Source organism: Ruegeria sp. HKCCD7559, assembly GCF_013110575.1.
GTDB lineage: Bacteria > Pseudomonadota > Alphaproteobacteria > Rhodobacterales > Rhodobacteraceae > Ruegeria.
In genome coordinates this window covers 307,378-321,940 of the sequence record NZ_WVQU01000003.1, presented here as the reverse complement: position 1 = coordinate 321,940, position 14,563 = coordinate 307,378, and the positions used below count along the sequence as shown (strand labels likewise).

The following is a 14,563-nucleotide window of genomic DNA, read 5'->3' as shown; positions in this document are numbered from 1 at the left end:
CATCAGCTCTGCCGCGACTTTGTTCCCGATTGCGCAGTGCGGTGTTTTTTCGTTGCTGGCGTTCAGTCGTCCTGACAGATGGAGATAGACTTATAGTGCATAGTGCCGTGGAGGCAGAAAATTCAGGCACTAGTATTTGCGCATGCAACGAACGGCAGCTTCGAATCGCCCCAGTGCGGCATCAAAGTAGACTTCATAAAACTTGAAAAGGGCCGTCCGCGAAACTTTGCAAAGTCTGCTTTCTGCGCGTCGCAGACGTTCGCGAGAATCCAAGCAAAAAGGCCGCATGGAACCCAAGGTTCCTTAGGAAGGCCCTTTGCGTGATCGAGCAACGCAAAGGACCATAACCGCAACGACTAAGCCAAAAACTGATTGAATTCATCGCTAAGGCAGACAATCGCGCAGCGCAAAACTATGGGCAAACTATGCAAACTTATGGGGTGCGCGAAGTGTTATTCGCAAACCTACACATGATCAGAAATCCAGATTCTCAACACTCAAGGCGTTTTTCTGGATGAACTCCCGACGAGGTTCCACGACGTCACCCATCAACTTGGTGAACAGATCATCCGCCTCGACCATGTCATCCACGCGCACTTGCAGCAGCGTCCGCGCATCCGGGTCCAGTGTCGTTTCCCACAGCTGGTCAGGGTTCATCTCACCCAAGCCTTTATAGCGCTGCAAGGACAAGCCCTTTTCACCCTCTTCCAGAATGGCGCGCAACAAGTCCAGCGGACCGTGGATCATCTGGCTGCGATCACGGCGGTTCAAAGTGGCCGGAGAGTTGTAGATCTCTTGCAGGCTCTGCGTAAAGCTGCCGGTCTTGCGCGCCTCGCCCGAGCGCAGCATCGGGCCGTCCAGCGTGCGAACCTCTTCGACACCGCGCAGGATACGGGCCAGCCGGATCCCGTGATCCTGTGTGATACGACCCTGCCAACCGCGTTCGTACTCCAACGCGATCAGATCCAGCCGTGCGGCGACTTTGTCAGCCACACCTTGCAGGTCAGCATCAACAGCGCCAGGCACAAAGGCTCCTGCAACGGCGGCCTGTTCCAGAATATGACGCGGGTAATGCGTTGGAAACGCGTCCAGCACACGTTTCAGCTGACGCGCCTCATCCACCACGCGGGTCAGGTCCTGGCCGATGATTTCCTCACCCGAGCCGAGTTTCAGAACCGCGCCTTCGACGCCCTGATTGATCAGATAGTCATCCAGAGCGGCCTGATCCTTCAGGTAAACCTCTGACTTTCCGCGGGAAACCTTGTACAGCGGCGGTTGCGCGATATAGAGGTACCCGCCCTCGATCAGCTCAGGCATCTGCCGATAGAAGAAGGTCAGCAACAGGGTCCGGATATGCGCGCCGTCCACATCCGCATCGGTCATGATGACGATCTTGTGGTAGCGCAGCTTTTCGATGTTGAACTCATCGCGGCCAATGCCAGTGCCCAGCGCCATGACGAGGTTGCCAATTTCCTGAGACGACAGCATCCGGTCGAACCGGGCGCGTTCGACGTTCAGGATTTTCCCCCGCAAGGGCAGAACCGCCTGCGTTAGACGGTCCCGGCCGGTCTGGGCGGAACCACCAGCCGAGTCACCCTCGACCAGGAAGACTTCGGTTTTCGATGGATCCTTCTCGGAACAATCCTTCAGCTTGCCCGCCAGATAGTTCACATCCATCGCCGTCTTGCGTCGGGTCAGCTCGCGTGCCTTCCGCGCAGCTTCCCGGGCCAACGCAGCCTCGATGATCTTGCCGACGATATTCTTGGCCTCGTTGGGGTTTTCTTCGAACCACTCGGCCAGTTTTTCGTTCATCAGACCTTCGACAGCCGGGCGGACCTCGGAGGAAACCAGCTTGTCCTTGGTCTGGGACGAGAATTTCGGGTCGGGCACTTTCACCGACAATACGCAGGTCAAACCTTCGCGCGCATCATCGCCGGTGAAGCTGACCTTTTCCTTTTTCGCGATCCCGCTGGACTGCGCATAGTTGTTGATCGTCCGGGTCAAAGCCCCCCGGAACCCAGCCACATGGGTCCCGCCGTCGCGCTGCGGAATGTTGTTGGTGAATGGCAGTACAGTTTCGTGGTAGCTGTCATTCCACCACATGGCGATCTCGACACCGATATCGTCGCGCTCACCCTTGATATAGATCGGCTCGGGCATGGCCGGCGTTTTGGATCGGTCGAGGTATTTGACGAACTCCTTTACGCCGCCTTCGTAGAACAGCTCGGTCTCCAGCCGCTCGGCAGGGCGTTCGTCGATCAGGATGATCCGCACGCCCGAGTTCAGGAATGCCAGTTCGCGCAGCCGTTTTTCCAACGTCTCGAACGAGTATTCGAGATTCGAGAACGTGTCGGTCGACGCCAGAAACCGCACTTCGGTTCCCGTACGATCGCCGCATTCGCCGACAACCTTCAGATGCTCTGCTGTTTCACCGCCCTCAAATCGCGCCACGTGCTCTTTGCCCGCGCGCCAAATGCGCAGCTCCAGCCAGTCCGACAGGGCGTTTACTACCGAAACACCCACGCCATGCAGGCCGCCCGACACCTTGTAAGAGTTGCTGTCGAACTTGCCGCCCGCGTGCAGCTGGGTCATGATGACCTCTGCCGCTGAAACGCCTTCTTCCGGGTGGATATCAACCGGAATTCCGCGGCCGTTGTCGCTGACCGAAACGCTGGAATCCGCGTGAATTTTCACGGTCACATGGTCGGCGTGACCCGCCAGCGCTTCGTCAATTCCGTTGTCGACAACCTCATACACCATGTGGTGCAGGCCCGATCCATCATCCGTGTCCCCGATATACATCCCGGGGCGTTTGCGAACGGCCTCTAAACCCTTGAGAACTTTGATTGAATCTGCGCCGTATTCTTGAGGAGCCTGTGCGTCTTCGGACATTCAGTCAGTACCTATATTATTTTGGTACCTTATACGTTTTCTGGTGGGGATTGTCACGCGATCCCCCAATATTTTGTGTGTGCTCAAGTCGTTTTCTGCCCATCTGAATCCACCTCATAACCGGTCGATGTCAGAAGCGATATCCGCCGCGATTTCCAGCGCATCGACGTCCTTGCGTTCGGCCGATAACCGAAGCCCCAGAATGTCCGACTGATACCGGGCCGCCAGCCGATCCGGGTCATGTTCAGGCCGGATTTCACCGGCGGCCTGGGCGCTGCGGAACAGGTCGGCGAAACACGCCTTCATTTCCGCCATGTGACGCGCGGCCTGATCCGCAAGCGCATGATCCTTCGCCTGCAACTCGGCATATGTCTTTGCCAGCATGCAGGCCTTTGCCGGGTTCTCGACCGCTTCGATGACCAGACGTGGTTGCGCCTTGAGCGCCTCCTTCGGCCCCAGTCTTTCAGCAAGGGCTTTCAGGCGCGCCACACCTTCTTGCGTGTAGCTTTCCAGCGTCAACGCATAGAGCGCGTCCTTCGACCCGAAAGCCGCGTAGAAACTGCCGGGTTTCAGCTTCAATTCCCGCTCAAGGTCCTTCAGCGACGTACCAGCCCAACCCTGACGCCAAAAGATGTCACGGGCCTTCTCGATCAACGCGTCGCGATCATATGCGGGTTTGCGGGGCATCGGCATCACCAATTCTTGAACGTTCGCTCAAATATATACTTGAGTGATCACTCAAGAAACCCTAAATACCACCCATCGCGCCAGAAACAGGAGTTCCGACATGGCCACTTTCCCGTCTCATGACATAGAATCCGCACCCGAAGCATCCAAACCACTGTTGGAAAAGTCCCAGACCGCTTTTGGCCGTTTGCCGGGCCTGCACAAGGTGATGGCAGAAAGCCCACAGCACCTTGAAGGCTATCAAGTTCTGCACAGCCTGTTCTTGCAGACCGATTTTGACAACGATGAGAAAACCGTCGTCTGGCAGACCATCAATGTGGAAAACGAATGCCATTACTGCGTGCCCGCGCACACCGGCATCGCAAAGATGATGAAGGTATCAGACGAAATCTCCCAGGCTCTGCGCAATGAAACCCCACTGCCTTCGCCCAAACTCGAAGCGCTGCGCAGCTTCACCCTGCAAGTGATGGAAACCCGTGGCAACCCGACCGAGGAACAGCTTCAGGCGTTCTTCGACGCGGGCTATTCGCATCGCGCGGTTCTGGACGTGGTGCTGGGCCTGGCACAAAAAACCATGTCAAACTACGTCAACCACATGGCCAAAACACCGGTCGATGAAGTCATGCGCGGTTTCCTGTGGGAGCGCAAAGTCAACGAACCGGCCTAAACCGCCACGACCGACCCCTCATCGCCTTCGGTCACGATCAGCGTCTGGGCCCGGTCACTCAACTCCTCAAACAGTTCAGGCCCGGTGCCCGTCATCCAGGCCTGAGCACCCAACGCACAAATCTCGTCATAAAGTGAAGCGCGCCGGCCCGCGTCCAGATGAGCGGCCACCTCATCCAGCAAAACGATCGGTGGCGCACCCACCATTGCAGCCAAAGCTCGGGCATTGGACAGGATCAATGAAACCAGCAGCGCCTTCTGCTCACCGGTCGAACAATCCTTGGCGGGAACACCCTTGGCAGCAAAGACGCCATACAAGTCTGACCGATGCGGCCCAACCAAAGTCCGACCCGCAGCCAAGTCCCTGAACCGGCTTTCATTCAAAGCCTCGCGCAGATCCTCTGCCGTTTCGGGCATCGCGCCTTCGGTTTGCACCAATTCCAACTCGGCAGACGGAAAAGCCGTTTCCGCCTGATCCTGCGCCACCCTCAGATGGCTCAACGCCGCCAATCGCGCTGTGTGGATACGATGCCCCATCTCGGCCAACTGACCCTCAAGCGCAGCATACCAATGCGCGTCCCGAACCTGCTCTTTCAGCAAACGGTTCCGTTCGCGCATCGCTTTTTCGTAAGCCAGCGAGGCCTCTGCATGAGACGGATCAAAACTGAGCGCAATGCGATCAAGAAACCGGCGCCGGCCTTCGGCCCCTTCAATCCACAGGCGGTCCATGGATGGAACCAGCCAGACCACCCGCGCAAGTTTACCCAGATCAATCTGGGTGGCGGATTTTCCGTCAATCCTCACCTGCCGTGCTGCACCACCCTCAGACCAAGTTTCGATTTCGAAATTCTGACCCTGCGATTGCAACAGTCCCGACAGTTTCCAGCCCAACGCCTCGGGCCGCCGCGTCATCTCGGCCGCGCTTGCCCGCCGCATTCCGCGACCGGGTGAAAACAAGGATACCGCTTCCAGAATATTGGTCTTGCCAGCCCCGTTCGGCCCGTGAATCGCCACCGGCCGCCCGTCCAGAGACAACCGCGCCAGCTTGTGAGACCGAAAATGCGAGACCGTAAGCTCGGTCAGGGCCAATCCCATGACCCCTCCCTTCATCTTTTCAAAAATACTCCCGCCGGAGGCATGGCGCGTCCGCGCGATTAGACGCGCATTGGCATGACGACGTAAACCGCGCTCTGATCATTGCCTTCGCGCATCAGGGTCGGATCGCCAGCTGAATTGAACATGAACACCGCATTCTCTCGATCCACCTGAGACGCGATCTCCAGCAGATATTTGGCATTGAACCCGATCTCCAGACGCTCATCACCATAGGCGACGGCCAGTTCTTCCTCGGCGGCGCCACTGTCTGGAGCGTTCACCGACAGGACCAGCTTGTCGCCATCCAGTTGCAGCTTTACCGCACGCGAACGCTCGGAAGACACCGTTGCCACCCGGTCCACGGCCTGTGCGAACTCGGCAGCATCCACTTCCAGCTTGCGCGTATTTCCTTGCGGGATAACGCGCGTGTAGTCGGGAAAGGTTCCGTCGATGACCTTCGAGGTCAGCGTGATATCCGGCGTGGCGAAACGCACCTTGGTTTCGCTGACCGAAACCGCGATATCCATTTCATCATCGTCCAGCAGCTTGCGCAGTTCGCCTACGGTTTTACGCGGGACGATAACGCCCGGCATACCCTCTGCACCATCCGGCAAATCGGCATCGATCCGAGCAAGCCGGTGGCCGTCGGTGGCCACGCAGCGCAGCACCTTGCCGCCATCGGATCCGTCGGCCACATGCATATAGACACCGTTCAGATAATACCGGGTCTCTTCTGTTGAGATTGCGAATTTCGACTTGTCGAACAACCGTCGCAGCAGGGCAGCCGAAGCCGTGAAATTTGATTGATACTCCGACGACGCCATGACCGGGAAATCCTCTTTCGGCAGCGTCGCCAGCGAGAAATTCGACCGACCCGCCTCAACCGTCAGACGCCCTGCCGCGCTGTCCGCGGTCAGCGTGACCAACGCTCCGTCGGGCAGTTTGCGCACGATCTCGTGCAAGGTGGTCGCGGCCACGGTGGTGGCACCGGCTTTCTCGACCTGCGCCGGGGCTTTGTCGACCACTTCGATATCCAGATCGGTCGCGCGAAACAGCGCCTGATCGCCTTCCGCCTCAATCAGGACATTCGCAAGTATGGGAATGGTATTGCGGCGTTCCACTACGGATTGGGCCTGCGAAACGGCCTTGAGAAGGGTGCCGCGTTCGATGCTGATCTTCATACCCTCAATTCCTCTGACTTGCGTACCGACATGGGCGGGACTGGCACGTTAGCGGTTCCACCCTGAGGCACAAGGATTTTTTACGGATTTCTGGGTTGGATTGCGTCCAGCGTCAAGGGCAGCGTGCCTGACAGGCACCAGTTCTGATCCAACCGTGGACTAATGCGCACAAGAAACGCCCCGGACCCAAGGAACCGGGGCGGTTTCCTGCATTAAAGGCGCGGATCAGGCTTCCAGCGACCGGCGCAGCATTTCCACGTCTTCAGCGATCTGACCGTCGGTCAGCTTCAACTCTTCAATGCGCTTGACGCCATGCATGACCGTCGTGTGATCGCGCCCGCCAAAACGGCGGCCAATCTCGGGCAGCGACCGGCTGGTCAACTGCTTGCACAGATACATCGCCACCTGACGCGGACGCGCGTAAGAGCGCAGGCGCTTCGGGCCGATGATGTCAGAAAGCCGGATGTTGTAATACTCGGACACCTTCCGCTGGATCTCTTCAACGGTGATCTTGCGTTCCGAGGCGCGCAGCACATCCGCCAGACAATCCTGCGTCAGTTCCATGTCGATCTCGCGGCCAACCAGCGAGGCAAAAGCGAACAGACGGGTCAGGGCACCTTCCAGCACCCGAACATTGGTCGAGATGCGATGCGCCAGGAATTCCAGAACGCCATCGGCAATCGCCAGGTCCGGATAGGATGAGCTGTATTGCTGCACCTTGTTCTGCAAAATGCCCAGACGCAGTTCATAATCGGTCGGGTGCAGATCAACCACCAGACCACATTGCAGGCGGGATTTCACCCGGTCTTCCAGATCCTTGATCTCACCCGGGGCGCGGTCGGCCGAGATGATGATCTGTTTGTTCTGATCCACCAGCGCGTTGAACGTGTGGAAAAACTCTTCCTGAGTGGAATCCTTGCCGGCGATGAACTGCACGTCGTCAACCATCAAAACGTCAACCGAACGGAACAGGTGTTTGAAATCCATCATCCGACGCTCGCGCAGGGCCTGCACGAACCGGTACATGAACTGTTCCGCTGACAGGTACAGAACGTTGAGTTCCGGATGTTTGGTTTTCAGCTCCCATGCAATGGCGTGCATCAAGTGGGTCTTACCCAGCCCCACGCCGCCGTACAGAACCAGCGGATTGAAGGTCACCGGCCCACCCTCGGATACTCGGCGCGCGGCCGCATGGGCCAGTTCATTGGGCTTGCCGACGACAAAACTGTCAAAGGTAAAGCGGGAATCCAACGGGGCAGCCTGAAGCGATTCCAATGTATCCTGCGCCGGGTCCTCGCTCGGCGCGGCGACAGGTTCAGGCTTTGCCACCGGCGGCGTATCGACAGCTGGCTTAGGCCGTGCAGGCGAGTTTGCAGCGACGCGGAAATCCAGACGCTGCACAGTTTCACCTGCGGTGTTCAGCTCGTATAAAATGAGGTCGGCAAAATTCTGGCTGACGTAATTGCCCATGAAATTGGTCGGCACCGAGAAAACCGCCACGCCGTCCTGAAGCTCCTTGAATTCCAAAGGCTCGATCCAGGTCGTATAATTGTTCCGACCGATGGCCTTCAGCAACTTGTTACGCAGTAGTCCCCATTTTTCTTGTGTCATTAAGCGCCTCACGCATCCCATTCTTATTGGCCTGTCAGCCTTATTCATACGAAGCCGGTTTCCCGGTGTTGTATTCACACGCAATAGGTATCCAATCGCCAAACCAGTCGGCTTGGCGGGACCATCCCGAATAGCCCGGCAACCCCTAATTATGACGCTCAGCAATAACGGAACGTCCCGAAAATCGGGTTGCACGTCGCAATCTCAATTTTTAGACAGGGCCAAGATCACCGGATTTATTCCGGCTTCCATGGCAGATCGGCAGCCTGGCTCAAGCCAGTCGTCGACAATTGTCCCCAGATCGCTCTGATGCCCGTCAGTTCGATCGGGAAAACAGCCTGTCCCCCCAAGCGAGTGAATCGCTGACATCAGTCGTAGCAATTCAGAGAGGGGCGCGGCAACGAAACTCTGATATTGACTCGGGTCTTTGGGCGAAAGAATCTCTCGGTTTTGTGAAGGCGCGGTTTTCTGGCAACACGACAAAAGGCGCCGTGATGCACGACGCCTTTTCAGAATGGTTCAGCCTTTCTGACGTGACCTTGGGTCACCCAAAAGCTTAGCCCAGTGCTTTGACGCGCGCGGACAGGCGCGACATTTTGCGGGCGGCGGTGTTCTTGTGGAAAACACCCTTGGTAACGCCGCGCATCAGCTCGGGCTGAGCCGCACGCAGAGCAGCAGTCGCCGCGTCCTTGTCGCCGGATGCGATCGCTTCTTCGACTTTACGCAGATAGGTGCGGATGCGCGAACGACGCGCTTTGTTGATTGCGAAACGCTTTTCGTTCTGACGCGCGCGTTTTTTTGCCTGAGGCGAGTTTGCCATGTGAATCTGACCTTCGTTAGGTACGTTAATCTAGGGTTGCGCGCCACGGACATATCCGCACCGGATCAGAAATCACGAGTGTGAGTCGGGCCAAGCGGGCCGCACGCGCATGTATAACGGGGGTCTTTAGCCAAGTTCAAAGGGATTGCCAAGTTGATTCTTGGAACCATGGCCAAGAATATGGGGCGGGCTTGAAACACCCGCCTCAGAGGTCCCGCGCTTTACTTGTCGCGGAATTGCGCCGTGCGCTTTTCCAGGAACGCGGCCATGCCTTCCTTCTGATCTTCGGTCGCGAACATCGAATGGAAGACACGACGCTCGAACAACATACCTTCACTCAGCGGAAGCTCGTAGCTGCGGTTCACCGCTTCTTTCGCGGCCATTGCAGTCAATTGCGATTTCTCGGCAATCTTCTGTGCTGCGCTCACGGCTTCTTCGATCAGCTTCTTGGCCGGCACCACCCGGCTGACGAGACCCGCACGCTCGGCTTCGTCGGCATCCATGAAACGCCCGGTCAGGTTCATGTCCATCGATTTGGATTTACCCACGAACCGCGTCAGACGCTGACTTCCACCCAGACCGGCAATGACGCCCAGATTGATCTCGGGCTGGCCGAATTTCGCGGTGTCCGCCGCGATGATGAAATCGCACAGCATGGCAAGTTCACAGCCACCGCCCAGCGCATAGCCCGCAACGGCCGCGATGATCGGCTTGCGAATCGCGGTCACACGATCATTCGCATCGGCAAAAAGGTTGATGTTGTAGACGTCGACAAAACTCATCTCGGACATTTCCTTGATGTCCGCGCCGGCGGCGAAGGCCTTGTCCGATCCGGTTATCACGATGCAGCGCACCTTGTCGTTGCTGTCCGCATCTTCCAGCGCAGTGCAGAGCTCACCCAGCAACTGGGTGTTCAACGCGTTCAACGCATCCGGTCGGTTGAGTTTGATAAGTGCGACGTGGTCTTCGATTTCGACGATGATCGTCTCAAAAGCCATGAGGAGAAAGCTTCCGGTTGTTCCGTTCAGGTACGATTCCTTACCACGCGAAAAACTTGGATCAAGCTATCTTTGGCATTGCGCACAATAGAAGGATGAGCGACCAGACTGGGTGATTCTCTTGATCGGCGCTCCGCACCCTTCGGTCCGGCAGGCCTCGCCCTCGCGGCCATAGACATCAAACTTGTGCTGAAAATATCCAAGTTCTCCATCGGCTTGGCGGAAATCCCGCAGCGAAGACCCACCGGCTTCGATGGCGTCCTGCAACACCTGCCGGATGATCGGAACAAGCGCCGCCACGCGGGGTGCGGAAATCTGTCCGGCTTTGCGACGTGGCGACACTCGGCCGCGATAAAGAGCTTCGCAAACATAGATATTGCCCAGACCGGCAACGATTCCCTGATCCAGCAGGGCGGATTTGACAGGGGTGTTCTTGCCTTTGAACGCCTTGATCAGGTGTTGGTCGTGAAAATCGTTGCCCAAGGGTTCAGGCCCCAGAACCGACAGCAACTTGTGATCTTCGGCGTTGGCCGTTTGCAACAGGTCCATCGCGCCAAACCGGCGGGGATCGTTGAAGGTGATGCGCGCGCCGTTGGCCATATGAAAGACCACATGGTCATGTTTTTGCACGGCGGGATGGTCATGGACGAATTGCCCCAACGGGTCACCCGACACCGTCATCCGCCCCGACATACCCAGGTGGATCAGCAACGTCTCACCGCTGCTGAGATCCGCCAGAATGTATTTCGACCGCCGCCGCAGCCGCTCTACCCGCTGCCCGGTCAGCCGTTCGGCCATACGTTCGGGGAACGGCCAGCGCAGATCGGGGCGGTTCACATCAGCCCGTTCGATCACGACCCCTTCCATGGCAGGACTCAGGCCGCGTCTTACTGTCTCGACCTCAGGTAATTCGGGCATTACAGGGCTCCTAATTCAAAGGGCCGCATTGTGCCCGCCTCTCTTGGCCCTATAACAGAGGCGAAAATCGACAAACGGCAAGGCAAATGTCCGACAACATCGACAAGACCACTCATTTCGGTTTCGAAACCGTCCCCGAGGCCGAAAAGGCAGGGCGCGTACAGGGCGTGTTCAACTCGGTTGCCTCGAAATATGACGTGATGAACGACGTCATGTCGATGGGCATCCACCGGGTCTGGAAGGACGCGATGATGGACTGGCTGGCGCCACGCCCCGGCCAGCGGCTGCTGGACGTGGCCGGTGGCACGGGCGACATCTCGTTCAGGTTCCTCAAGCGCGCGGGTCACGGCCACGCCACGGTCCTGGACCTGACCGAGCCGATGCTGATCGAAGGGCGCCAACGTGCCGAGGCAGATCAGATGTCGGGCAGCCTGAACTGGGTCGTGGGCGATGCCATGGCCCTGCCCTTCGAAGACAATACATTCGATGTTTACACGATCTCGTTCGGCATTCGGAACGTCACCCGCCCGCAAGAAGCTTTGAACGAGGCTTACCGCGTGCTGAAACCCGGCGGCCGCCTGATGGTGCTGGAATTCAGCCAGCTGCCCAATGAGGGGCTGCAGAAGCTCTACGACCTTTACAGCTTCAACGTCATCCCGCGCATGGGAAAACTGATCGCCAATGACTATGACAGCTATCAGTACCTGGTCGAATCGATCCGAAAATTTCCCGATCAGGAAACGTTCCTGAACATGGTTCGCACAGCAGGTTTCGAAAACGCCAAATACCGGAACCTGAGCATGGGTATCGCCGCGCTGCATTCCGGCTGGAAGATCTGACACATGCGTGGTCCCCATAACATCATCCGCCTGATCCGCACAGGCGCCACGCTCGAGCGCACAGGCGCCATGAACGTGGTACTGGATGCGTTCGAAGCCCCGCGCGCCGTACGCATCCTGGCCCACGCATTGGGCAAACCCTTTCAATGGCTTGGCTACAAAGGCGACCCCGGTATGCCACCAGCAACGCGCGCCCTGACGGCGCTTGGCCCCGCCTATATCAAATTCGGGCAAGTGCTTTCGACCCGCCCTGACGTCGTTGGAAATGAACTGGCCGAGCAACTGCGCGTTCTGCAAGACAAGCTGCCCCCTTTCTCCAAAGCCGACGCGATGGCCGAAGTCGAGAAAGAACTGGGTCAGCCGATCTCGGACATGTTCAGCGAATTCAGCGAACCGATTGCCGCAGCCTCGATTGCGCAGGTTCACAAGGCCAAGCTGACCAGCACGGGTGAGGATGTCGCAGTGAAAGTCCTGCGCCCGGGGATCGAACGCGCGTTCCGCAAAGATGTCGATGCGTTCTATTTCGCCGCCGGAATTGTCCAGCTTTTCGCCCCCGGCGCGCGCCGTCTGCGACCGGTGGAGGTGATCGAGCATTTCGACGGTGTAGTGCGCGGCGAACTGGATCTGCGTCTGGAAAGCGCGGCGGCCTCCGAATATGCCGCCAACACCAAGGACGACACCGGCTTCTGGCTGCCGCCCGTTGTGTGGTCACTGTCCGCGCGGCGCGTCATGACGCTCAGCTGGGCGGACGGGATCGCGCTGGGTGACAATGATGCTCTGGATGCCGCAGGTCACAACCGCAATGATCTGGCCGAACGTGTCCTGCGCCTGTTCCTCCTCCATGCGCTGCGCGACGGCTTTTTCCACGCCGACATGCACCAGGGCAACCTCAAGGTCGCCGCGAACGGAGACATCATTGCCTATGACTATGGCATCATGGGGCATATCGATGAATACACGCGCCGGGTCTATGCCGAAATCCTGTTTGGCTTCATCCGCCGCGACTACAAACGTGTGGCCGAGGTGCATTTCGAAGCCGGCTATGTTCCCGCCAACCAGGACGTGGACGAGTTCGCCCGCGCCCTGCGTGCCGTGGGCGAGCCGATCTTCGGCATGGATGCCACGCATATTTCCATGGGGCGGTTGCTGAGCTATCTGTTCGAAGTGACCGAACGGTTCGGGATGGAAACCCGAACCGAGCTGATCCTGCTGCAACGCACCATGGTTGTCGTCGAAGGCGTTGCGCGCTCACTCGACCCTCATATGAACATCTGGGAAGTCGCCCGCCCCGTGGTCGAAGACTACATCAAACAATCCATCGGCCCTCGGGCGGCCCTGCGTGATTTTGGGAAAACCGCAATGGTGCTGGCCCGCTTCGGCCCGCGTCTGCCGGCCCTGGTCGAAAACGCACTGATTGCGCAAACCCAGAAAGACGAACCGCAGACGTCCACCCTGTGGTCCATTGTTCTGCCTGCCACGTTCGGAGCCGCAGCAGGTGCAGCACTGGTCTTGCTGATCAGCGCGCTCAACTAAAACCAACCTACCTGCTTCATCTGGCCAAAAATATCCTCGGGGGGAATCGCGCCTTGCGCGATGGGGGGCAGACAGCCCCCCGCACCACTTGCGGATCAGAGCCGTTCGATGGCGATGGCAATCCCCTGACCGCCCCCGATGCACATGGTGATCAACCCTTTGGACCCACCGGTGCGTTCCAGCTCGTACAGCGCTTTCAGCGTGATGATCGCACCCGTGGCCCCCACCGGATGCCCCAACGCAATCGCACCGCCGTTGGGGTTCACCTTGCTCGCGTCCAATCCAAGCACCTGATTCACGGCCAGAGCCTGCGCGGCGAAGGCTTCATTGCTTTCGATCACGTCGAAATCTTCTGCTGACAAGCCCGTCTTCTTCAACAGGTTTTGCACTGCCGGAACAGGGCCAATGCCCATGACTTCCGGCCGCACGCCTGCATGCGCATAACCAATCACACGCGCCTTCGGTTTCAAACCGGCCCTTTCGGCCGCATCCGCTGTCGCCAGCACCATCGCCGCCGCGCCGTCATTGATGCCCGAGGCATTCCCGGCTGTCACACGCCCGTCCTTCTTGAACACCGGGCGCAGACCGGCCAACGCTTCGGCGGTCGTCGCCTTTGGATGCTCGTCGACTTTGAAATCGACCATGTCCCGCTTGACCTTGACCTGTACCGGAGTGATCTGGCTGTCGAAGTAACCGGCCTCGATCGCCGCCGCCGCACGTGTCTGGCTGTCCAATGCGAACGCATCCATCTGTTCGCGGCTGATCTGATGCTCATCCGCCACGTTTTCGGCCGTCACCCCCATATGTCCGGTGCCAAAGGGGCAGTTCAACGCGCCCAGCATCATGTCCAGCGCGGTGACGTCGCCCATCTTTGCGCCCCAGCGCGCCTGCGGAACGATATAGGGGCTTCGGGACATGCTTTCTGCTCCGCCTGCCACCGCAAAGTCAGCATCGCCCAGCATCAGGGACTGCATGGCTGACACGATCGCCTGCGCGCCGGATCCGCACAGGCGGTTCACGTTCATGGCCGGCGTACCATTGGGAATGCCCGCCTGCATGGCGGCGACGCGCGACAGATACATGTCACGCGGTTCAGTGTTGATCACATGACCGAACACCACATGCCCGATCTGTGCCCCCTCAACCCCCGATCGCTCAAGCGCCGCTTCGGTCGCGACAGTGGCCAGATCAATCGGCGCGGTTGAAGCCAGCGCACCACCAAAGGTGCCAATTGCGGTGCGGGCACCGTCGAGAATAACGATATCGCTCATGAGCTACTCCTCCTGAATTTCGCTGCATTATGCATGCGCAGAATGGCACTGT

General features: G+C 58.4%; 12 protein-coding genes. 3 read left to right on the top strand and 9 right to left on the bottom strand.

From position 1 onward, the window contains the following. Positions 1–474: 474 nt before the first annotated feature. Entirely contained in the window at positions 475–2,892 is a 2,418-nt protein-coding gene (gyrB, locus tag GS605_RS12105) for a DNA topoisomerase (ATP-hydrolyzing) subunit B (RefSeq protein ID WP_152456615.1), read from the bottom strand. Between the two features lie 114 nt (positions 2,893–3,006). After that, entirely contained in the window at positions 3,007–3,579 is a 573-nt protein-coding gene (locus GS605_RS12100) for a TetR/AcrR family transcriptional regulator (protein WP_171724140.1), read from the bottom strand. A 100-nt stretch (positions 3,580–3,679) separates the two neighbouring features. Between GS605_RS12100 and GS605_RS12095 the strand changes: the two genes are divergently transcribed. After that, complete coding sequence (locus GS605_RS12095; RefSeq protein WP_171724139.1) at positions 3,680–4,246, top strand: carboxymuconolactone decarboxylase family protein; 567 nt, start codon at positions 3,680–3,682, stop codon at positions 4,244–4,246. Here the strand turns inward: GS605_RS12095 and recF are convergent. The 6 genes from recF to mutM form a co-directional block, all read right to left on the bottom strand. Then, positions 4,243–5,340 carry a DNA replication/repair protein RecF gene (gene recF, locus GS605_RS12090; RefSeq protein WP_171724138.1) on the bottom strand — a complete coding sequence of 366 codons (1,098 nt, stop codon included), beginning with the start codon at positions 5,338–5,340 and terminating at the stop codon, positions 4,243–4,245. The two genes, GS605_RS12095 and recF, sit on opposite strands and share 4 nt — an antisense overlap. Before the next feature lie 59 nt (positions 5,341–5,399). Beyond that, positions 5,400–6,521: a DNA polymerase III subunit beta gene (gene dnaN / locus GS605_RS12085; RefSeq protein ID WP_171617360.1), complete on the bottom strand. Its 1,122-nt coding sequence runs from the start codon at positions 6,519–6,521 to the stop codon at positions 5,400–5,402. A 225-nt stretch (positions 6,522–6,746) separates the two neighbouring features. Further along, the gene (gene dnaA / locus GS605_RS12080; protein ID WP_170345655.1) at positions 6,747–8,132 is read right to left on the bottom strand and encodes a chromosomal replication initiator protein DnaA; all 1,386 of its coding nucleotides are present in this window, start codon (positions 8,130–8,132) and stop codon (positions 6,747–6,749) included. Positions 8,133–8,688: 556 nt separating this feature from the next. After that, on the bottom strand, positions 8,689–8,952 hold the full coding sequence (gene rpsT, locus GS605_RS12075) for a 30S ribosomal protein S20 (protein ID WP_170345656.1): 264 nt from the start codon (positions 8,950–8,952) through the stop codon (positions 8,689–8,691). Positions 8,953–9,173: 221 nt separating this feature from the next. Further along, positions 9,174–9,950, bottom strand: coding sequence for an enoyl-CoA hydratase (locus GS605_RS12070; protein WP_117870917.1), 777 nt, complete (start codon positions 9,948–9,950; stop codon positions 9,174–9,176). 66 nt (positions 9,951–10,016) lie between these two features. Beyond that, positions 10,017–10,868 carry a bifunctional DNA-formamidopyrimidine glycosylase/DNA-(apurinic or apyrimidinic site) lyase gene (mutM, locus tag GS605_RS12065; RefSeq protein WP_171724137.1) on the bottom strand — a complete coding sequence of 284 codons (852 nt, stop codon included), beginning with the start codon at positions 10,866–10,868 and terminating at the stop codon, positions 10,017–10,019. An 86-nt stretch (positions 10,869–10,954) separates the two neighbouring features. On the opposite strand from mutM, the gene ubiE reads away from it, so the two are divergent. Then, positions 10,955–11,707: a bifunctional demethylmenaquinone methyltransferase/2-methoxy-6-polyprenyl-1,4-benzoquinol methylase UbiE gene (ubiE, locus tag GS605_RS12060; RefSeq protein ID WP_171724136.1), complete on the top strand. Its 753-nt coding sequence runs from the start codon at positions 10,955–10,957 to the stop codon at positions 11,705–11,707. Positions 11,708–11,710: 3 nt separating this feature from the next. After that, positions 11,711–13,240: a 2-polyprenylphenol 6-hydroxylase gene (ubiB, locus tag GS605_RS12055; protein WP_171724135.1), complete on the top strand. Its 1,530-nt coding sequence runs from the start codon at positions 11,711–11,713 to the stop codon at positions 13,238–13,240. 95 nt (positions 13,241–13,335) lie between these two features. Here ubiB and GS605_RS12050 read toward each other — a convergent pair whose 3' ends face one another. Further along, the gene (locus tag GS605_RS12050) at positions 13,336–14,511 is read right to left on the bottom strand and encodes an acetyl-CoA C-acyltransferase family protein (RefSeq protein ID WP_171724134.1); all 1,176 of its coding nucleotides are present in this window, start codon (positions 14,509–14,511) and stop codon (positions 13,336–13,338) included. Positions 14,512–14,563: the final 52 nt, after the last annotated feature.